Origin of the sequence: Corynebacterium sp. HMSC08D02 (assembly GCF_001807505.1) — a bacterium.
GTDB lineage: Bacteria > Actinomycetota > Actinomycetes > Mycobacteriales > Mycobacteriaceae > Corynebacterium > Corynebacterium pseudogenitalium.
In genome coordinates this window covers 159,322-177,891 of sequence record NZ_KV789237.1, presented here as the reverse complement: position 1 = coordinate 177,891, position 18,570 = coordinate 159,322, and the positions used below count along the sequence as shown (strand labels likewise).

The following is an 18,570-nucleotide window of genomic DNA, read 5'->3' as shown; positions in this document are numbered from 1 at the left end:
TACAATAGTGACCAATTGTTTTCGCTTGAACCATATGAAAGGGCACCGATGCGCCACCACACACTGTCAGCTGCGGTCTTGCTGCTCGTTACTACTCTCACGCTGGGCGGGTGCGTGTCTGAGGATGACACCGCAACATCCACTGACATCGAGGTGACGACGCCCACTGGCGCCCCACAGCCGGAGTTCCACCAAGAGCAAGTGGACCCGGTGACCTCCACAGAGATCACCGGCGAGCGCGTCGATGACCCGAAGATGGAGCTGTCCTACAAGTGGCAGGGCAGCAGCTACGGCACCGGCGCCGGCAGCATCATCGTCGTGGCAGTGACGAACAAGAGCGACGTGCCAATGCCCGTTGACGTGCTCAAGCCGAAGCTGCGCTACAACACCGGCAACAACAAGTTTGTCGACGCCAACCCGATCAGCGCCGAGCAGGCAGGGGTAGACATCCTCGGCGTGGACCGCCCGCTGGGTCCGGGGGCAACCACGAACGCGAAGTACGCCTTCGACGTGACCCCGGATGGCCTGTGGGATGCGGAGTTTACGATCGGCAACGTGAAGTTCAAGGGGAACCTGAATAACTAATGCGCGAAGAAGTAATCCTGCTGAGCGACGACGGGTCCCCGATCGGCTCCGCGGACAAGGCCGCAGTCCACACCGGGGAAACCCCGCTGCACCTGGCGTTTTCCTGCTGGCTGTTCAACGAGGACGGCCAGCTGCTGCTCACCCGGCGCGCGTTGGGGAAGAAGACGTGGCCCGGGGTGTGGACGAACTCCTTTTGCGGCCACCCCGGCCCCGGCGAGGACGTGCCGACGGCGATCCTGCGCCGCTCGGTCGAGGAACTGCGCTTGCCGGAGGGGGCTGTGCTGGACGTAAAGCCGGTGCTGCCGGAGTTCCGCTACCGTGCGGTGGATTCCTCCGGCATCGTCGAGTACGAAATCTGCCCGGTGTACTCCGCGCGCCTGGCGCCGGGCCACGAGGCTGTGGACCCGAACCCGGACGAGGTGGACTCGTTGCACTGGGCCGACCCCGCCGACGTTGTTCGCGCGGCAGACGCGACCCCGTTCGCGTTTTCGCCGTGGCTGGTCGAAGAGCTGGCGGATAAGCGGCTGCGCGCTGTGCTGGAGCGCGCCGGGCGCTAGCCTACTGGTTGAACGCCTCCCGAACGCTGCGCAGCGGATCCTCCACGACGGTCGTGGTGTCCGCGCTGAGCGAGGCGCGCAGGACGTTTCGGCCCGGGCGGTAGGTGGGCCAGTCGGCCTGCCCGCTGCAGATGTAGCTGTAGACAAGCTGGCCGATGTGGGTCGTAGGCTCTCCGAAGAGCGTCTCGAGCTCGTAGCTGTGTCCAAGCGGGGTATCTGCGCAGAACTCGATCTGACGGATGTCGGCGGGGCCGTGCTCGCAGGCGTCGTCGACCCAGCGACGGATCAGTGCGTCCGATAGGAACCTGCCCGCGAGTTTGCCGGGGTCCGTGGTTCGTGCGGCCTCGATGTAGTTGCGCCGGGCCGCCGCGCTTTTGGCGCCGAAGAATCGGCCGAAGCAGCGGATGAACGTGGCACCAAAGGCGTTGAAGCCCTCGCCGGCCTGGTGGAACTCCTCGCGGGTGGAGGTGACCACGATTGGTACGTCGGCGAGCTCCGCAGGCTCGAAGGGTGCCGGGCCAAGGGCGATGTCGTGGAAGTACTGGGTGCGGAAGCGCTGGTAGGCGCGCTCAATGGCGTCCGGGCGGCGCTCGGCCAACCAGTTGAGGTCGAGGCGCGTCAGCGCCGTGCCGAGCGCCCCGCGCGCCGCCCACTTGCGCTGCGCAAAGGGCACGCGCGGAAACGCGGGGGACAGCGCCAGCACGCGCCGGAATGCTCCCTGGTAGTGGTCGCGGCGCGCCAGCCAGAGCGCCAGCGCCGCCCCCGCCGAATGCCCGACCAGCGTGACGTTGGTTGGGTCGCCGCCGAAGTGCTCGATGTTGCGCAGCACCCACCGCAGCGCCTCCTGGCAGTCCTCCACCGCGCGGAACGACGTGTCATTGGTGAAGGGGAGCAGTCCAGGGAATTTTCGACGGTACCCCACCCGCACCTGCACGACGCCTTGCTTCGCGAACGCCTCCGGCTGGGAGGTGGTCTCACAGTGGTTGCCTTCCTCGAAGCGGCCGCCGTGCAGATAGACCATCACCGGGTAGTCGTCGAGGGCCCGCGCCGTCGCCGGGGTGGTGATGCTCAGCCCGATGGTGTCTGGGTGCGGCGTGGTGGCGTCGATGAGATGACCCTCGGGGGCGGGGCGTGGCGGGTCGAAGGGGGCGTCGATACGCGAGTAGGGGATGGAGTGGAATTCGCGCATTGTGGCGGTGGCGGTGCCAGTGATCGCGCCGGCGGGGCAGGTGATGGTGACGTCCATGACAGGCCAGTCTAAACGCTTCCGCCAAGTTCCTCGACGAGCTGCCGAAGGTGACTTATGCTAGTGAGTGATTATTGTCTTTCTTCTGTAGGAATGAGTTGTCCCAAATGACAGATACCCAAGCACGCATCACCGAGTACTGGGCAGGCCGGGCTGAGGCATACCACCGCGAACACAGGACAGCAGAGCGCGCCAAGGCAGACCGCGCAGCGTGGACTGACATCTTCAAGCGCTACATGCCGCAGGACGCGGTTCGCGTGTTGGACATGGGCACGGGTGACGGCTACATTGCGCACATCATTGCGGAGCTCGGCTACGCGGTCGTCGGCGTGGATGCGTGCGAACCAATGCTCGATGAGGCCCGCGACGAAGCGGAGCTCCGCCAGGAGGAAGGCATCAACACCCCACTGTTTGCCGAGGTCGACGTGACGGACCTGCCCCCGTCCTTCTACGACTTCGACGTCGTTGTCAGCCGCTACCTGCTGTGGACGCTGCGCGAGCCGACGGAGGCGATCCGTGGCTGGGCCGAGGCGCTGAAGCCTGGCGGTCTGATCATCGCAGCGGACGCGACCTGGTTCCCGAACGGGATCTCGAAGGAAACGCAGGTCATCTCCGATAACGGCCCGGACTCTTTCGTGCTGACCTACACCGACGACGTACTCGAGGAGCTGCCGTTGGCGACGGCCGACTCCCCGGAGGCATACGCAGAGGTCTTCCGCGCCGCTGGCCTGGAGGACGTCGAGGTCGTTGAGCTGCCGGAGATTACCAAGATCGACGAGGAGTTCGGCACGCCACAGGGACACGAATCGCGCCCGACCTTCCTGGTGATTGGTCGTAAGTCGGCCTAACTTGCGCTCCAAGTAGGATGGGGCGCTATGACTGACAATCCGTTGTTGCACCCGTCCGAACTGCCTTACGGGCTGCCTGATTTTCAGGCGATCCGCCTTGAACACGTACTGCCCGCTTTCGAGCGGGCGCTCGTGCTGCATGAAGAAGAAATTGCCCGCATTTGCGCCGAGGACACCCCGACGTGGGAGAACACCGTCGAGGCGCTGGAGCGCGCGGGCAGCGACTTAGAGCGAGTCTTGGCATGGTTTTTCAACCTGCAGGGCACCGACGGTTCGCCTGAGTTTGACCAGGTCGCGGACGCGATCGTGCCGCGCCTGTCCGCGCATACGGACGCGATCTACCAGAACCAAGAACTTTATGGCCGCCTGCGTGCAGTGGAGGCCCCGGCGGACGAGGAGTCGCGCCGCCTCTACGACCTGCTGCTGCGCCGGTTCACCCGCCGTGGCGCGGAGCTCGACGAGGCAGGCAAACAGCGCCTGCGCGAGCTGAATCAGCGCCTCTCGGAGCTTTCCGAGCAGTTCGGCCGCAACCTACTCGCGGACACGACGAAGCTCGCGGTGCGCATGACCCGTGAGGAGCTCGCGGGCTTGAGCGAGGAGGAGCTCGCAGCCTACCGCGACGCCGATGACCCCGGTGTTTACGTCGTGCCGATCGAGCTGCCGACGACCCAGTCGCTGCAGGCCGAGCTCGAGTCCAGCAGCGCGCGCCACAAGCTGTTCGACGCCTCCCGCCAGCGCGGCCGTGACACCAACAGTGCGCTCGTGGTCGAGTCGGTGCGGCTGCGCCAGGAGCGCGCGAAGCTGCTCGGCTTCGACACGCACGCCGATTACGTCATCGCGGAGGAAACCGCGGGCAGCGCTGCCGCGGCCCGCAAGCTCATCAGTGACCTCGCGCCCGCGGCCGCGTCGAACGCCGCCGCGGAACGCAAGCTCGCAGGTGAGCTGGCCGGGATGGAACTGGACGGCGCTGACTGGCCGTACTGGGAAGCGCGCCGCAGGGAGGAGGCCTTCGCGGTGAACGACGCCGAGCTGCGCAAGTACTTCCCGCTGCAGCAGGTGCTGCGCGACGGCGTCTTCTACGCTGCGAACCTGCTCTACGGCATCACGGTTACTCAGCGCGAGGACCTGCACGGCTACCGCGACGACGTACACGTGTGGGAGGTCAAGGAGGAAGACGGCACCGGCATTGGCCTGCTGCTGACGGATTACGGGGCGCGGCCGTCGAAACGCGGGGGAGCCTGGATGAGCTCCTTCGTGGACCAGTCGACGCTGACCGGCACGAAGCCCGTCGTGGTGAACGTGATGTCGCTGACCTCCGACCTGCTGACGATCGACGAGGTTACGACCGTGTTCCACGAGTTCGGCCACGCGTTGCACGGACTGCTGTCCAACGTGCGCTACCCGACGCTCTCCGGCACCAACGTGCCGCGCGACTGGGTGGAGTTCCCCTCCCAGATCAACGAGAACTACGCGTTCGCGCCGGAGATCATCCGTAACTACGCGCGCCACGTGGACACCGGCGAGGTCATCCCGGATGCGCTGCTGGAGGCCGTGCGCCAGTCCCGGACGTTCGGGCAGGGCTTCGCCACCGCGGAGTACCTGGCGGCCTGCGCGATTGACCTGGCGTGGCACTCGCTCGACGGCGAGGTGCCCGAGGACATTGACGCCTTCGAGCAGCGGGCACTCGAGAAGGTTGGCCTGGATGTGGAGGGCCTCGAGCCGCGCTACCGCTCCACGTGGTTTAACCACATCTTCGCGGGCGGCTACTCAGCGGGCTACTACTCCTACCTGTGGGCGGAGGCGTTGGACGCCGACGGCTACCAGTTCATCGAGGAATCCGGTATCAACCGGGACAGCGGCCAGCGGTTCCGGGACACGGTGCTCTCGGTTGGTGCCGCGCGCGACTACGCCGAGGCCTACCGCGCCTTCCGCGGCCGCGACAAGGACACCCGCGCTCTGCTGGTCCGCCGCGGGCTCGAGGGCAGCGATGTTTGATCTGTCGCCATGGCTGCAGACGCCACTGATCCTGCTGGTGGCGCTGCCGCTCGCGGGGGTGGCCTCGTGGGCGATGCTGCGTTTGAGTGACTGGATCGCGTACAAAATTTCGAAGAAGTAAGGTGGTCAACTATGGCCAACCCTGAAGAACTCCGCAAGCGCGATCAGCAGCTTCCGAAGCAGAAACGCAAATACCCACAGTCCCGTGTCACACAGGCACTGTGGGTGATGATTGCGCTGGTCATCGTCGCGGCCCTGGCCGGGCTGCTCTAGCGCGCTAGCGTTTCGACGCCTCCGCGACCCGACCGAACAGCTCGATACTCGGCAGGTCCTCGATGAGGACCGCCTTGCCGTTGTTGTCCGTCAGCGGGATGCACCAGTTGGAGTACTGCTCCGCGTTGGTGCCCGGCTGGTTCTGGATGCGGGTATCGCCGACCATGTCCACCAGGTTCGTCACCGTCATCGCCGATGGGGTGGCGGCGATGAAGCGGGTAAGGCCGACGAGCAGGTCCTCCACGTCGACGTCGCGGGCGAACTCCTCGGCGCTCAGCTGCGTGAACTCGGTGTGCTCAAGGGAAGTGCCGTGGAAGTGGCCGTCCTCGCGCACGCGGTCAAGCACGCGGGCCTGCCACTGGTGGTCCTGCTCGTTGAGCTCCTCGAGCGGCTCCTCGATCAGGCCGAGCTCGTCGCGCAGGATGTTGTGCGCGAACCGCAGGTAGCCAGCGGTCGGCGGCAGGTCATGCGTGCCGACGGCCGACAACGCCAAGCGGCGGTAATCCCAGGTGTGGAGCGGGGAGCCGTCGTCGTACGACTCGAACCACAGCACCGTCGTGCCAAGGATGCCCTTGTCCTGCAGGACGTCCTGGACCCACGGCTCAAACGTGCCCAGGTCTTCGCCCACCACCACGGCGTTCGCACGCTGCGCCTCGAGCACCAGGGTGCCCACCATGGCCTCGTGGTCGTAATTCATGTAGGTGCCGAACATCGGGGAGACGTTTCGTGGCATCCAGAACAGGCGGAAGAGACCAAGGATGTGGTCGACGCGGATACCGCCGGAGTGGCGCAGCACGGTGCGCAGCAGCTCACGCCACGGCTCGTAGCCGGCCTCGGCGAGCGCCTGCGGGTGCCATGGCGGCTGCGACCAGTCCTGGCCCTGCTGGGAGTACTGGTCCGGCGGGGCACCGACGGACGCCTCGGGGACGAGCACGTTGGCAAGCGTGTTGGCGTCGGCACCATCGGGGTGGATCCCCACCGCGAGGTCGGTCATGATGCCGACCTTCATGCCCGCTGCCAGCGCCTTGTCCTGGGCGCGGCGGCGCTGCTCGTCGGCGATGAACTGCAGCCACATGTAGAAGCGTGTGAGTTCCTCGAGTTCCTCGTCGAGCTCGTGGCGCGACGGCGCGGTCTCCATTGCCTCCACTGCGCACCAGCGGGCGAACTCCTCGAGGCCTTCGCCCTCGTCGAGGCAGAAGAGCTCGAAGTCGTGGGTGCGGCGCTCGTCGGCGCAGGCGATGAAGAACAGCTCGCGAAGTACGGCGAGCTTCGTCTCGAAGATTTCGTTGCGACGCAGCGGCTCCGCACTGCGGTTGAGTGCCTTCAGCGGAGCGACCATGCGCTCAATCTGGGCCTTCGCGTCCTTGTCCAGCTTGTAGTACTCATCAACCGCCTCGACAGAGATGTAGATCGGGTTGACGAAGCGGCGCGACGTCGGCAGGTACGGCGAGTCCTCCACCGGCGGGATTGGCTGTGCCGCGTGCACCGGGTTGATCAGCAGGTAATCAGCGCCCTGCTCAGCCAGCAGCACCGCGAGCGTGCCGAGATCCTCGAAGTCGCCGATGCCCCAGGACTGCTCGGAGCGCACCGAGTACAGCTGCGCCATCACACCGAAGACCGGGTTATCGATGTAGCGCTGGTTGCTCTCCAGACGCGCCGGGACCACCAGCAGCGGGCAGGAGTCCTTAAAGTTGTCGGACTCCAGGTGCAGCGTGTGGTAGCCCGGGGGCAGGTTGCCCGGCACGTGGAAGGTGGCCTCGCCCCAGACCACGCCGGCGACGTCGGCAGTTGGTGGCGCCCAGTTTTCGTCCTGGTAGGTCTCGCGCGGGGTGCCGTCCTCAAGCTGGATCCAGGTGTGGGCCGGGTGTCCGTCGTGCACGTGGACGTTGAAGTGGCGCTCCTGCCCGGCCGTGGCCACAACGCAGGGCGGCAGCGGGCGGGTTGCCCAGTACTGGTGCCTGGCGTGAATCAGGTGGTGCAGCTCCTCGTCGGAGGGGGCGTCGCTAATGTTGACGCCCAGGGCCTGCAGCAGGGAGATGAATGATTCCGGCGGCGGGGTGGTCATCGCACCGTTGGAAGCGCGGTAGCTCGTGCCGAACCCGTACGCGGAAGCTAATGAATGGAGCAGTTCTACGTTGGTCACATCAACCCATTGTGCCAAAGAACTGATGTTTTGCAGAGTGGAGCTCACGCAAAAGGTAGTTTCTGTCAGGTAACCTTGCCAACCATGGCTTCAGAAACGTACACAACTCCGCTCGGATTCAAGCTGAGTCCCACTGACACTTGCCTGTCGGCGCTCGTGGATATCTGCACGAAAAAGCCTCACATCGTGCTGTTTTCCCGCCCACGTAATTACGACTGGGTCAATGTGACCGCGGGGGAGTTCCTCGAAGAGGTCTACGAAACGGCCAAGGGGCTCATCGCAAACGGCGTCGAGCCGGGCGACCGCATCGCGGTGCTTTCCTCCACCCGTTATGAGTGGTCCCTCGTTGACTTCGCCATCTGGGCAGCCGGGGCGGTCAGCGTCCCGATCTACCCGTCGAGCTCCATGCACCAGATCCAGTGGATCCTCGAGGACTCCGGCGCCGAGATCGCCTTCACCGAGTCGCGCGACCACACCCAGCTGATGAGCGCCTTCCTCCTCCAGGAAGACGGCAAGCCGCGCCTGAAGGACTCGAGCTCGAAGCTGCGCAAGATCTACGAATTCAACGCCGCCGGGGTCGAAACCGTCAAGTTCGAGGGCAGGGATGTCGAGCAGTCGCTTGTCGACGCCCGCTCCGCCTCCCTCACCCACGACGACCTCGGGTCCATCGTGTACACCTCCGGTACCACCGGCCGCCCGAAGGGCGTGGCCTTAACCCACGGCAACTGGGCGCACCAGACCTGGGCGCTGATCAAGAACGACATCGGTGAGGTGGCCCGCCCCGGCAAGCGCGTCGTCACGTTCTTGCCGCTGGCGCACGTGCTGCAGCGCGCAGTCAGCCTCGCGCTGACGATGGCGGGCGCCACCCAGTCCCACTGGGCCGATACCCACACCCTGACCGTGGAGCTGCAGCGCGCCCAGCCGAACATGGTGCTTGGCGTGCCCCGAGTCTTCGAGAAGGTCCGCAATGCGGCCTATAACAAGGCCGCGGACGGCTCCGCCATCGGCAAGGCTGCGTTCCTTGAGGCGGAGAAGACCGCCATCGAGTACTCCAAGGCCATGGACACCCCCGAGGGGCCGAGCCGGATACTCAAGGCGAAGCGCCGCGTCTTCGATCGCGTCGTCTACTCCAAGATCAAGGAGGCCATCGGTGGCTCCGTGAAGTACGGCATCACCGGCGGCTCCGCCATGAGCGCCGACTTGCTGCACTTCTTCCGCGGCATCGGCATCCCAATCTACGAGGGCTACGGGCTCACCGAAACCTGCGCCGCATCCTGTGTCAATAACAAGAATGCCAACAAGATTGGCACCGTCGGGCGCCCGGTCAACGGCTACCAAGTCCGCACCAACGACGACGGCGAAATCGAGTTCAAGGGCCCCGGTGTCTTCGACCGCTACTGGAACAACAAAGCCGCCACCGAAGAAGCCTTCACCGAAGGCTGGTTCAACACCGGCGACCTCGGTGAGGTTGACGACGAAGGCTACGTGCGCATCACCGGCCGCAAGAAAGACCTCATCGTCACCGCCGGCGGCAAGAACATCTCACCGGGGCCGATGGAGGACATCATCCGCCAGGACCCGCTGATCTCCAACGCGCTCGTCGTCGGCGACGGCAAGCCGTTCGTCGGCGTGCTCGTGACTCTCGACGAGGAAGAGCTGCAGCGCTGGAAGTCCACCCACAACATCCCGGAGAACCGCAAACTCAGCGAGCTCGCCGGCGACCCCGTCCTGCGCGCCGAGGTGCAAGACGCCATCAACGTTGCCAACGGGACCGTCTCGCACGCCGAGGCGATCAAGAAGTTCCGCATCCTCGACCGCGACCTGAGCGAGCAGGCAAACGAGATGACGCCAACCCTCAAGGTGAAGCGCAATGTGGTGTTCGAGCGCTTCCGTGAGGACATCGACAAGCTCTACGAGCGCTAGGCCCCCGGCGCGCCTCAACCCGTGGGGCGCGCCCATGGCTTAACATTTCCATCGACTTTTGATCCGTACTTCCTGTGAGCCAGAAGGGGGCTATTCGTGCATAAAACTGCAGCGATGCTACGCCACCGTGAGCTGACACAGGAGATTTACAACATCGGCGACGAAGTCGCTGAATACACGGAGCACCTCGCCGAAGCAGTCGCAGACTATGACGGCGAACTTACCGACGACTGCCTCGCCGAATTCGTCGAAATCGTCGACGATGCCCGCAACGACGCCCGCCGCATCGTCGGCGAACTCATCGGGCTTCGCCAGGCGCTGACCACCGGGATGCGCGCCGGGGTGCTCTCCGCCTCCTACCGGCCGGAGGAAAAGATCCCCGAGCCCGAACTTCTTGACGCCGCCGGCCTCGAAGACCTCTTCCCACTCCAAGCGCCGTTCTCCGTGCAGACCATGCAGGATGCGCTTGCCGGCCGCACCGACCTGACCGTGCAGCACCTCGGCGAGATCGTGCAGTACACGCTCGAGCAGACCGAGATGGTCGCAAGGGAACTGGGCGCCGTGAGCCTGCCGCACCTGTATGCGCGGGTCGGCGAGCTGGTCGAGGCTGCTGTCGATGGCTGGATGGAAACCGTCTGCATCGACCACCCCGCGTTCGTGCGCACGATGCGCGGTGTCGCCCCGCCACAGTTTCTCGAGGAGCGCGCCCGGGTGGATGCCATCGTGGCGAAGGTGGCGGCGAAGCGCCGCCGACGCGGGGCGTAGGTCTGTGGCACGAGGGGGTGCGCACCAAATTCCTTCATTTGAGGGCGGGGGTTTGCGTTTTCCCAGTTCGCCGCTGGCGAAAGTGGGAATTTGGTGCTTGTCTTCATGTAGCAGTGCCAAAGGACGCACTTCTTGTTGGGGGAGGAGGCAAAAGCCCAGGTCGTGAAAAAGGGGTTGCGTCTTTTGGCACTGGCCGGCCAGGGAGCACGCCTCGAATGCAATTCGCAAACTCGGCCCCGGTCTGCTGCAATTGCGAGGTATGAACACAGCGCAGCAATCACAGCCCGACTTTGGCGTCTATATCCACGTGCCGTTTTGCGCAACGCGGTGTGGGTACTGTGACTTCAATACCTATACGCCGGCGGAGGTGGAGAGCTCCCACGCGGAGTACCTGGCGTCGCTGGAAAAGGAGCTGCAGCTGGCGGCGCAGCAGCCGGGCGTGGCTGAGGCGAGCACGGTGTTTATTGGGGGAGGGACGCCCTCGCTGTTGGGAGCGGATGGACTGGGCAGGGTGTTGTCGATGGTGCGGGACACCTTCGGCATCCAGGCGGGGGCGGAGGTGACGACGGAGTCGAACCCGGAGTCGACGGATCCGGCGTACTTCGCGGGGCTGCTGGAGCACGGCTTTACGAGGGTGTCGTTGGGGATGCAGTCGGCGTCGGCGTCGGTGCTCAAGGTGTTGGACCGGAAGCACACGCCGGGGAGGGCGGTCGTGGCGGCCAAGGAGGCCCTCGACGCCGGCTTCGAGCACGTGAACCTGGACATGATCTACGGCACGCCGACGGAAACGGACGACGACGTACGCCGCACCCTCGACGCCATCCTGTCGACGGGCGTCGACCATGTGAGTGCTTATTCGCTGATCGTGGAGGATGGCACCGCCATGGCGCGCAAGATCCGCCGCGGTGAGCTGCCAGCTCCGGAGGAGGACGTGTACGCGGACCGCTACGAGATGATCGCCGCCACCCTGGAGGCCAATGGCTTTGGCTGGTACGAGGTGTCGAACTGGGCGCGGCCGGGTGGGGAGTGCCAGCACAACCTGTTGTACTGGCGTGGCGCGCACTGGTGGGGTGCGGGCCCGGGGGCGCACTCGTTTATTGGGGATCGCCGGTTCTGGAACGTGAAGCGGCCGGAACGTTACAACCAGTTGCTCGCCGACAGCACGCTGCCGATTGACAGCGGGGAGACGCTCACGCCGCAGGAGCGGCACGAGGAGCAGGTGATGCTGGGGCTGCGGCTGAAGGAGGGTGTGCCTCGGGGGCTGATTGGTGAGGGGGCGGAAGGGGTCGTCGAGAAGTATGTGGCGGCGGGCCTTTTGACTGCAGGCGAGCGCGTGGCCGTGACTGATGCCGGGCGCTTGCTGGCGGACGGGATCGTGACGGACATTTTGGCTGCCGAAGAGGCAGAGTAGTATGAGTTAGCAGTCGACGAAGGAGAGTGCTAATGAGTGCAGCGAATGATCGCAGACAGCGGGTGCTGCGCGCAATCGTCGCCGACTATATTGCGCGGCAGGAACCCGTCGGATCGAAGATGCTGGTGGAGCGCCACGGGCTGAAGGTTAGCTCGGCGACCATCCGCAACGACATGAGCGTGCTGGAGCGCGAGGGCTACATCACGCAGACGCACGCGTCCTCGGGGCGCATCCCGACGGAGGCCGGGTACCGCGCGTTTGTCGACGCCCTCCACGACGTCAAGCCGCTGTCCACCGCGGAGCGCCACGCCATTTTGGACTTCCTTGAGCACGGCGTGGACATGGAGGACGTGCTGCGCCGCAGCGTGCAGCTGCTGGCCCAGCTGACGAACCAGGCGGCGGTGGTGCAGCTGCCGACGCTGAACGTGTCTCGCGTGAAGCACTGCGAGGTGGTGGCGCTGGCTCCAACGCGACTGCTGCTGGTGCTGATCACGGACACCGGGCGCGTGGACCAGCGCAACGTGGAGCTCGCCGCGCCGCTGGGCACCGACGGGGTGTTCCTGCTGCGGGACCTGCTCAATACGGTGCTGGTGGGCAAGACGATGCGCGATGCCTCCGCCGCGCTGAAGATGCTGCACGCGCAGGCGCCGCCGGTTATCGCGGATGCGGTGGAGCGGGCGACGGCGGTGCTCATCGAGACGCTGGTGGAGACCACAACCGACCGGCTGCTCATCGCGGGCGCCGGGAACTTGAGCGTGAACCGGATGGTGGATCTGCACAGCGTGATTGAGGCGCTGGAGCAGCAGGTGATCGTGTTGAAGCTGTTGGCGAACGCGCAGCAGCTGGAGCACGTCTCGGTCAGTATTGGCAATGAGAATGAGGAGAAGGAATTTTCTCAGGCCTCCATTGTTAGTACTGCATATGGAGCTGGCGACGAGGCGCTCGGCGGCCTTGGGGTGGTCGGTCCGACACATATGGACTATCCGGGTACCATGCAAAAGGTTGCCACCGTGGCTCAGTACATCAGTCGCATTTTGCGGGGCGAATAACTTCGAAGTGTTGAAAGGGAACTAACTAGTGGCTCGTGATTATTACGGCATCCTCGGCGTTGACCGAGAGGCGACCGAGCAGGAAATTAAGAGGGCGTACCGGAAGCTCGCCCGCAAGTATCACCCGGATGTGAACCCGTCTGATGAGGCGGCTGAGAAGTTCGCCGAGATCTCGCTGGCGCAGGAGGTGCTGCTGGACCCGGCGAAGCGCAGCATCGTGGACCGCGGCGGCGACCCGATGGAGCAGGGCGGCATGGGCGGCGCCGGTGGCGGCGGCTTCGGGGGCTTCGGCGACATTTTCGACGCCTTCTTCGGCGGGGGCGGGCGCAGCCACGAGCCGCGCTCGCGCGTCCAGCCGGGCAACGACGCCCTGCTGCGCACCCAGATCACCCTGGAGGACGCCTATGCGGGCGTGACCAAGGAGGTCACCGTGGATACCGCGGTGCTGTGTCAGAAGTGCCACGGCACCGGCTCCGAGTCTGAGGCGAAGGCCGTGCAGTGTGACTACTGCGCGGGCCAGGGCGTGGTGCAGGAAGTGCAGCAGTCCTTCCTGGGCAACGTGATGACCACGCACGACTGCCCGAAGTGCCACGGCTACGGCGAAGTGATCCAGGATCCGTGCCGCCAGTGCGCCGGCGACGGTCGGGTGCGCGCCACCCGCGACCTGAAGGTAAAGATCCCGGCGGGTATCGCCAACGGGATGCGCATCCGCATGGCGGGGCAGGGCGAGGTCGGCCACGGTGGCGGCCCCGCCGGCGACCTCTACGTGGAGGTGCAGACCGCGCCACACAAGATTTTCGTGCGCGACGGCAACGACCTGCACCTGCGCCTCAACGTGCCGATGTACGATGCCGCGCTGGGCACCAGCATCGATGTCGAAAACCTTGCCGGTGACACGACCACCATCGAGATCCCGGCCGGCACCCAGCCCGGCGACGAGGTCCGCCTCGAGGGCGAGGGCATGCCACGCCTGCGCGCCGAGGGCCACGGCGACATGATCGCCCACATCCAGGTCGTCGTGCCGACGCACCTCAGTGGCGACGAGCGCCGCAGCCTCGAGCAGCTTCGCGACGCCCGCGGCGACGCCGCCGGCGTCCACCACGACGACGAGCGTGACGAAGGCTTCTTCTCCCGCATGCGCGACAGGTTCCGCCGCTAAATGAGCGTCCCGTACTTCCTCACCCCCGACCCGGCCAGCGGCACCCTCGACGGCGACGAGGCGAAGCACGCCTTCGTCAAACGCATCGAGCCCGGCGAGCGCATCGCGCTGACCGACGGCGCCGGCACCGTCGCGGACGTCATTGTCTGCCACAGCGACAAGCAGCAGCTGCGCGGCGACGTCACTGAGGTACGCACCGTGCCCGCGCCCGAGCAGCGCGTCACCCTGGTGCAGGCAGTGCCGAAGTCGGAACGCGCGGAGCTCGCCGTCGACCTCGCCGTGCAAGGAGGTGTCGACGCCATCGTCCCCTGGATCTCGCACCGCACCATCGCGCGCTGGCCCGCCGCCAAGCAGGCCAAGCAGGTGGAGAAGTGGCAGCACCAGGCGATCGCGTCCGCGAAGCAGGCGCGCCGGGCCTGGGTGCCGCAGGTCGCAGATCCGGTGACCACGAACCAGCTGAAGGACCTGCTTGCCGAGGTGGGCGAAGGGGGCGTCGAAAAGCAGGCGTTGGTGCTTCACGAAGACGCGGCCGTGCCGCTGACCACCGTCGAGTTCGGGCGGGACATCTGGCTCATCGTGGGGCCGGAAGGCGGCATCGGCGAGGATGAGCTCGAGCTCATCGGCGCCCGCGCTGTCACCCTCGGGCCGGAAGTGTTACGCACCGCCAGCGCCGGTTTTGCTGCACTATGCGCAATCGGCGCGCTGACGACGCGCTGGTAGGGTTAGGCGACATGGAACCTTTGGTCACGCGCAACATTGAGCTTGACTCTGTATACACCCAGGACGTGCTCGGTATTAATGACACGAACCTGCGGGTGCTCAACCAACACCTCGGCGCCGACGTGCACGCGCGCGGCAACGCGGTGACCGTGCGGGGCCCGGCCGTGGTGGTCGCGCACGCGCTGCGGGTGCTCGACGAGCTCGAGTCGATGGCGCGGCGCGGCGTCCCCATTACCGCGGATACCGTCACGCACGCGATTTCGCTGATGGAGGTGGAGTCGCCGGAGTCGGTGGCGGAGCTGCTCGGCGCGGAGATCATCTCGCGGCGCGGCAAGGTCATCCGGCCGAAGACGGCAGGCCAGCGGGCCTACGTCGACGCGATCGACGACAACACGATCACGTTCGGCATTGGGCCTGCGGGCTCCGGCAAGACGTACCTGGCCGTGGCGAAGGCCGTGCAGGCGCTGCACAATAAAGAGGTCAAGCGCATCATTTTGACCCGCCCCGCCGTCGAGGCAGGGGAGAAGCTCGGCTTCCTGCCGGGCACCCTGAGTGACAAGATCGACCCTTACCTGCGCCCGCTCTACGACGCGCTGCGCGACATGATGGACCCGGAAGCCATCCCGAAGCTCATCGAGGCCGGCATTATCGAGGTCGCCCCGCTGGCGTACATGCGCGGGCGCACCCTCTCGGACGCGTTCGTCATCCTCGACGAGGCCCAGAACACCTCCGGATCCCAGATGAAGATGTTCCTCACCCGCCTGGGATTCGGCTCGAAGATGGTGGTCACGGGCGATATTTCCCAGGTTGACCTGCCGCGCGGCACGGTCTCCGGCCTGCGCGTCGCCCGCCGCATCCTCGGCGACATCGAGGGCATTTCCTTCCAGGACCTGCGCGCGGAAGACGTCGTGCGACACCACCTGATTTCCCGGATCGTCGCGGCCTACGACGAGCATGACGCGCGCAACGCCGCACGCTACGAACGAAAACAACGCGAAGAAGAGGCAAGACAGTGAGTATTGAAGTCCTCAACGAATCGGGGGAGGCGGACGTCAACGAGGAAATGCTCGTCGATGTCTGCTCCTTCGCCCTGCAAGCCATGGATGTGCACCCCGACACGGAGGCAACCATCACGCTTGTCGACGAAGCCACCATGGCTGACCTCCACGTCCGGTGGATGGATCTAGAAGGGCCCACGGACGTTATGAGCTTCCCGATGGACGAGCTCACCCCCGGCGGCGGGCGCCCGGATGCGTCCCCGTTCGGCGCGGCGATGCTCGGCGACATCATCCTGTGCCCGGCCTTCGACCGCAAGCAGGCGGAGATGGCAGGCCACGACCTCGGCCACGAGCTCGCCCTGCTCACCGTCCACGGGGTGCTGCACCTGCTCGGCTACGACCACGTCATGCCGGACGAGGAACGCGAGATGTTCTCGCTGCAAAACGAGCTGCTCGCGGACTGGTACGACTCGCTGGCGGCACGCGGCATCGAGTACCAGCCCAAGCCGACCGGCGCCCATGCTTTTCCCTCAGCCGCCGACCGCGAGGAGCTCGATCGCATGATGAAGGGCCGCGACTAAATGGAGTTCACCGTTGCCTACGGCCTCGTCGCTGTGCTCGCGCTGCTGCTTTCCGGCCTGTTCGGATCGGTCGAATCGGCGCTGACCCCGATTTCGCGCGCCCGCGTCGAGACCATGGTCAAGGACGACGTCTCCGGTGCCAAGGCACTCGCCCGAGTTGTCGACGCCCGCGCGAACCAGATCAACATGCTGGTCATGCTGCGCACCGTCCTTGACGCCGTTGCAGCGGTCTTCGCCGCCATGCTGGCGATGGATCTGATCCCCTCCGACGCGTGGGCGATCATCGCCGCCGTCGCGTCGGTTACGCTGCTGCAGTTCAGCATCATCGGCGTATTTGCGCGCACCGCGGGGCGCCGCAACCCCTACACGATCTCGCTGAAGGCCGCGCCGTGGCTGGTCATCGTCAACCGTGTCCTCGGGCCGGTATCGCGCCTGCTCATCTGGGTGGGCAACCTGTTCCACCCCGGCGAAGACTTCCGCGACGGCCCGTACTCCACCGAAGTGGAGCTGCGCGAGATGGTCGACATCGCCCAGGAGAAAGGCGTGGTGGAAACCACCGAGGGCCGCATGATCCAAAACATCTTCGACCTCGCCTCCACCCACGCCCGCCAAATCATGGTGCCACGCCCCGAAATGATCTGGATTGAAGGGGAGAAGACAGCCCGCCAGGCAACCACGCTGATGGTGCGCTCCGGGCACTCCCGCGTGCCCGTCATCGGGGAGAACGTCGACGAGATTGTGGGCGTCGCATACCTGAAGGACATGTTCGGACCCACCGGCACCCCGGTCGCACCGGACACCGTGCTGTCCACCCTGATGCGCGACCCGCTGTTCATCCCAGACTCCAAGCCACTCGACGTGCTGCTGCAAGAGATGCAGCGGGTGAACACGCACATCGCCATCGTGATCGACGAGTTCGGCAACGTCGCCGGCTTGCTCACGATGGAGGACCTCCTGGAGGAAATCGTCGGCGAAATCACCGACGAATACGACGACGACGAAGACGCCCCAATCGAGTTCGTCGCCGCGCGCACCCTGCGCGCCCAGGCACGCCTGCCTCTCGACGACCTCGTCGACTTCCTCGCCGACAACCTCGACTACGAGCTCGCCTTCGAGGAGGACGTCACCGACTCCGTCGATACTGTGGCAGGCCTGCTGTCCTACGAGCTGGGCCGCGTGCCGCTGCCGGGGTCCGCCATCGTCCACGACGGCCTACGCTATACCGCGGAAGGCGGCCGCGACCGGCGCGGACGCATTAAGACCCGTAGCGTGCTCATCGAGGTCCCCGAACCCGCCGAAGCACCCATGGAAGATTCAGACGGGGGTTCTGAAGACAAGTAGCCGTCAGGTTTGTACGCTTATCCCCATGAGCAATATCTTGTCGATCCAGTCCGCCGTCTCCTACGGCCACGTAGGCAACTCCGCCGCCGTCTTCCCACTGCAGCGCATCGGCCACGAAGTGTGGCCCGTCTACACCGTCAACTACTCCAACCACACCGGGTACGGCTCCTGGAAAGGCCCAATGATCCCAGCCACGGAGGTTGCGGCCATCATCGACGGCATCGAGGAGCGCGGGGCCCTCCCGCGTGTCGACGCCATCCTCTCCGGCTACCAAGGCGGCGACGACATCGCCGACGTCATCATCGACACCGTCGCCCGCGTCAAAGCCGTCAACCCCGACGCCATCTACGCCTGCGACCCAGTCATGGGCAGCGCCAAATCCGGCTGCTTCGTCTCCGACAACATCCCGCCCCTCCTCCGCGACCGCGTCGTCCCCGTCGCCGACCTCATCACCCCCAACCAGTTCGAGCTCGGCTACCTGGTAGAACAAGACGTCACCGATCTGAACTCCACACTCCGCGCCGTCGACGCCGCCCGCGAAATGGGCCCCTCCACCGTCCTCGTCACTTCCGTCGAACGCGACGACGCCCCCGCCGACACCATCGAAATGATCGCCGTCGACAACCACGGCAAGTGGATCGTGCGCACCCCACGCCTGCCATTCAAGCGCAACGGCTCCGGCGACGTCACCGCCGCCCTGTTCACCGGCCACTACCTGCGCGGCGGCAACGCCGCCGACGCCTTGGCCAAGACCGCCAGCTCCGTCTACGACCTGCTCAAGCGCACCTACGACGCCGACTCCGCCGAGCTCCTACTCGTCGAGTCCCAGGACGCCTACGCCAACCCTCAGCTGCAGTTCGAGGTCGAGGCGCTGTAGCCTTTGGCGCCGGCTGTTCCGCCTGCGTTTTCGCGCTCTTTTCGCGCCGTTTTCGTGCCTTTTTTGCGCCCGTTTTGCTCAAAGCGTGCGCTTAGAAGC

18 protein-coding genes are annotated in these 18,570 nt (G+C 65.6%); 16 read left to right on the top strand and 2 right to left on the bottom strand.

Annotation, left to right across the window (positions count from 1 at the left end):
• Positions 1-48: 48 nt before the first annotated feature.
• Both HMPREF3170_RS04285 and idi read left to right on the top strand, forming a co-directional pair.
• On the top strand, positions 49-585 hold the full coding sequence (locus HMPREF3170_RS04285) for a hypothetical protein (RefSeq protein WP_070362074.1): 537 nt from the start codon (positions 49-51) through the stop codon (positions 583-585).
• A complete protein-coding gene (idi, locus tag HMPREF3170_RS04280; protein ID WP_070478018.1) occupies positions 585-1,142 on the top strand; it encodes an isopentenyl-diphosphate Delta-isomerase in 558 nt (185 codons plus the stop codon). Before HMPREF3170_RS04285 ends, idi begins: the two co-directional genes overlap by 1 nt.
• Position 1,143: 1 nt before the next feature.
• Here idi and HMPREF3170_RS04275 read toward each other — a convergent pair whose 3' ends face one another.
• On the bottom strand, positions 1,144-2,388 hold the full coding sequence (locus HMPREF3170_RS04275) for an alpha/beta fold hydrolase (protein WP_070478017.1): 1,245 nt from the start codon (positions 2,386-2,388) through the stop codon (positions 1,144-1,146).
• 107 nt (positions 2,389-2,495) lie between these two features.
• Between HMPREF3170_RS04275 and HMPREF3170_RS04270 the strand changes: the two genes are divergently transcribed.
• Genes HMPREF3170_RS04270 through HMPREF3170_RS11695 form a run of 4 tightly spaced genes read left to right on the top strand, consistent with a single transcriptional unit; the run spans position 2,496 to position 5,504 of the window.
• Positions 2,496-3,236, top strand: coding sequence for a class I SAM-dependent methyltransferase (locus HMPREF3170_RS04270; RefSeq protein WP_070478016.1), 741 nt, complete (start codon positions 2,496-2,498; stop codon positions 3,234-3,236).
• A 27-nt stretch (positions 3,237-3,263) separates the two neighbouring features.
• Positions 3,264-5,231, top strand: a complete 1,968-nt coding sequence (locus HMPREF3170_RS04265; protein WP_070362078.1) for a M3 family metallopeptidase — start codon at positions 3,264-3,266, stop codon at positions 5,229-5,231.
• Entirely contained in the window at positions 5,224-5,352 is a 129-nt protein-coding gene (locus HMPREF3170_RS12030) for a hypothetical protein (RefSeq protein ID WP_255364707.1), read from the top strand. The genes HMPREF3170_RS04265 and HMPREF3170_RS12030 overlap by 8 nt, the downstream gene beginning before the upstream one ends.
• Positions 5,353-5,363: 11 nt before the next feature.
• Positions 5,364-5,504 carry a hypothetical protein gene (locus tag HMPREF3170_RS11695; protein ID WP_168156168.1) on the top strand — a complete coding sequence of 47 codons (141 nt, stop codon included), beginning with the start codon at positions 5,364-5,366 and terminating at the stop codon, positions 5,502-5,504.
• Positions 5,505-5,508: 4 nt separating this feature from the next.
• Here HMPREF3170_RS11695 and malQ read toward each other — a convergent pair whose 3' ends face one another.
• Positions 5,509-7,647 (bottom strand): 4-alpha-glucanotransferase, encoded by a 2,139-nt coding sequence (gene malQ / locus HMPREF3170_RS04260; protein WP_210385493.1) that lies wholly within the window; start codon positions 7,645-7,647, stop codon positions 5,509-5,511.
• An 84-nt stretch (positions 7,648-7,731) separates the two neighbouring features.
• On the opposite strand from malQ, the gene HMPREF3170_RS04255 reads away from it, so the two are divergent.
• From HMPREF3170_RS04255 to pdxY, 10 genes are all read left to right on the top strand, one after another.
• On the top strand, positions 7,732-9,570 hold the full coding sequence (locus HMPREF3170_RS04255) for an AMP-dependent synthetase/ligase (protein ID WP_070478015.1): 1,839 nt from the start codon (positions 7,732-7,734) through the stop codon (positions 9,568-9,570).
• Positions 9,571-9,666: 96 nt separating this feature from the next.
• Positions 9,667-10,335, top strand: a complete 669-nt coding sequence (locus HMPREF3170_RS04250) for a hypothetical protein (protein ID WP_083290858.1) — start codon at positions 9,667-9,669, stop codon at positions 10,333-10,335.
• A 259-nt stretch (positions 10,336-10,594) separates the two neighbouring features.
• Positions 10,595-11,746, top strand: a complete 1,152-nt coding sequence (gene hemW / locus HMPREF3170_RS04245) for a radical SAM family heme chaperone HemW (protein ID WP_070478014.1) — start codon at positions 10,595-10,597, stop codon at positions 11,744-11,746.
• A gap of 32 nt (positions 11,747-11,778) precedes the next feature.
• On the top strand, positions 11,779-12,795 hold the full coding sequence (hrcA, locus tag HMPREF3170_RS04240; RefSeq protein ID WP_070362083.1) for a heat-inducible transcriptional repressor HrcA: 1,017 nt from the start codon (positions 11,779-11,781) through the stop codon (positions 12,793-12,795).
• Positions 12,796-12,823: 28 nt separating this feature from the next.
• Positions 12,824-13,954 carry a molecular chaperone DnaJ gene (gene dnaJ / locus HMPREF3170_RS04235; RefSeq protein WP_070478013.1) on the top strand — a complete coding sequence of 377 codons (1,131 nt, stop codon included), beginning with the start codon at positions 12,824-12,826 and terminating at the stop codon, positions 13,952-13,954.
• A complete protein-coding gene (locus tag HMPREF3170_RS04230; RefSeq protein ID WP_070478012.1) occupies positions 13,955-14,674 on the top strand; it encodes a 16S rRNA (uracil(1498)-N(3))-methyltransferase in 720 nt (239 codons plus the stop codon). It begins immediately after the preceding gene.
• An 11-nt stretch (positions 14,675-14,685) separates the two neighbouring features.
• Entirely contained in the window at positions 14,686-15,690 is a 1,005-nt protein-coding gene (locus tag HMPREF3170_RS04225) for a PhoH family protein (RefSeq protein ID WP_070478049.1), read from the top strand.
• Positions 15,687-16,253, top strand: a complete 567-nt coding sequence (ybeY, locus tag HMPREF3170_RS04220) for an rRNA maturation RNase YbeY (RefSeq protein ID WP_070478011.1) — start codon at positions 15,687-15,689, stop codon at positions 16,251-16,253. Before HMPREF3170_RS04225 ends, ybeY begins: the two co-directional genes overlap by 4 nt.
• Positions 16,254-17,594, top strand: a complete 1,341-nt coding sequence (locus HMPREF3170_RS04215) for a hemolysin family protein (RefSeq protein WP_070478010.1) — start codon at positions 16,254-16,256, stop codon at positions 17,592-17,594. It begins immediately after the preceding gene.
• Positions 17,595-17,619: 25 nt separating this feature from the next.
• Complete coding sequence (gene pdxY / locus HMPREF3170_RS04210; RefSeq protein WP_070478009.1) at positions 17,620-18,471, top strand: pyridoxal kinase PdxY; 852 nt, start codon at positions 17,620-17,622, stop codon at positions 18,469-18,471.
• Positions 18,472-18,570: the final 99 nt, after the last annotated feature.

What these genes read in the sequence shown, in the direction of transcription:
- idi (WP_070478018.1), top strand. Translation starts at nt 585, where the DNA reads ATGCGCGAAGAAGTAATCCTGCTGAGCGACGACGGGTCCCCGATCGGC.
- HMPREF3170_RS12030 (WP_255364707.1), top strand. Translation starts at nt 5,224, where the DNA reads ATGTTTGATCTGTCGCCATGGCTGCAGACGCCACTGATCCTGCTGGTG.
- HMPREF3170_RS04215 (WP_070478010.1), top strand. Translation starts at nt 16,254, where the DNA reads ATGGAGTTCACCGTTGCCTACGGCCTCGTCGCTGTGCTCGCGCTGCTG.
- hrcA (WP_070362083.1), top strand. Translation starts at nt 11,779, where the DNA reads ATGAGTGCAGCGAATGATCGCAGACAGCGGGTGCTGCGCGCAATCGTC.
- HMPREF3170_RS04270 (WP_070478016.1), top strand. Translation starts at nt 2,496, where the DNA reads ATGACAGATACCCAAGCACGCATCACCGAGTACTGGGCAGGCCGGGCT.
- HMPREF3170_RS11695 (WP_168156168.1), top strand. Translation starts at nt 5,364, where the DNA reads ATGGCCAACCCTGAAGAACTCCGCAAGCGCGATCAGCAGCTTCCGAAG.
- HMPREF3170_RS04230 (WP_070478012.1), top strand. Translation starts at nt 13,955, where the DNA reads ATGAGCGTCCCGTACTTCCTCACCCCCGACCCGGCCAGCGGCACCCTC.
- HMPREF3170_RS04225 (WP_070478049.1), top strand. Translation starts at nt 14,686, where the DNA reads ATGGAACCTTTGGTCACGCGCAACATTGAGCTTGACTCTGTATACACC.
- pdxY (WP_070478009.1), top strand. Translation starts at nt 17,620, where the DNA reads ATGAGCAATATCTTGTCGATCCAGTCCGCCGTCTCCTACGGCCACGTA.
- HMPREF3170_RS04285 (WP_070362074.1), top strand. Translation starts at nt 49, where the DNA reads ATGCGCCACCACACACTGTCAGCTGCGGTCTTGCTGCTCGTTACTACT.
- HMPREF3170_RS04255 (WP_070478015.1), top strand. Translation starts at nt 7,732, where the DNA reads ATGGCTTCAGAAACGTACACAACTCCGCTCGGATTCAAGCTGAGTCCC.
- hemW (WP_070478014.1), top strand. Translation starts at nt 10,595, where the DNA reads ATGAACACAGCGCAGCAATCACAGCCCGACTTTGGCGTCTATATCCAC.
- HMPREF3170_RS04275 (WP_070478017.1), bottom strand. Translation starts at nt 2,388, where the DNA reads ATGGACGTCACCATCACCTGCCCCGCCGGCGCGATCACTGGCACCGCC.
- HMPREF3170_RS04265 (WP_070362078.1), top strand. Translation starts at nt 3,264, where the DNA reads ATGACTGACAATCCGTTGTTGCACCCGTCCGAACTGCCTTACGGGCTG.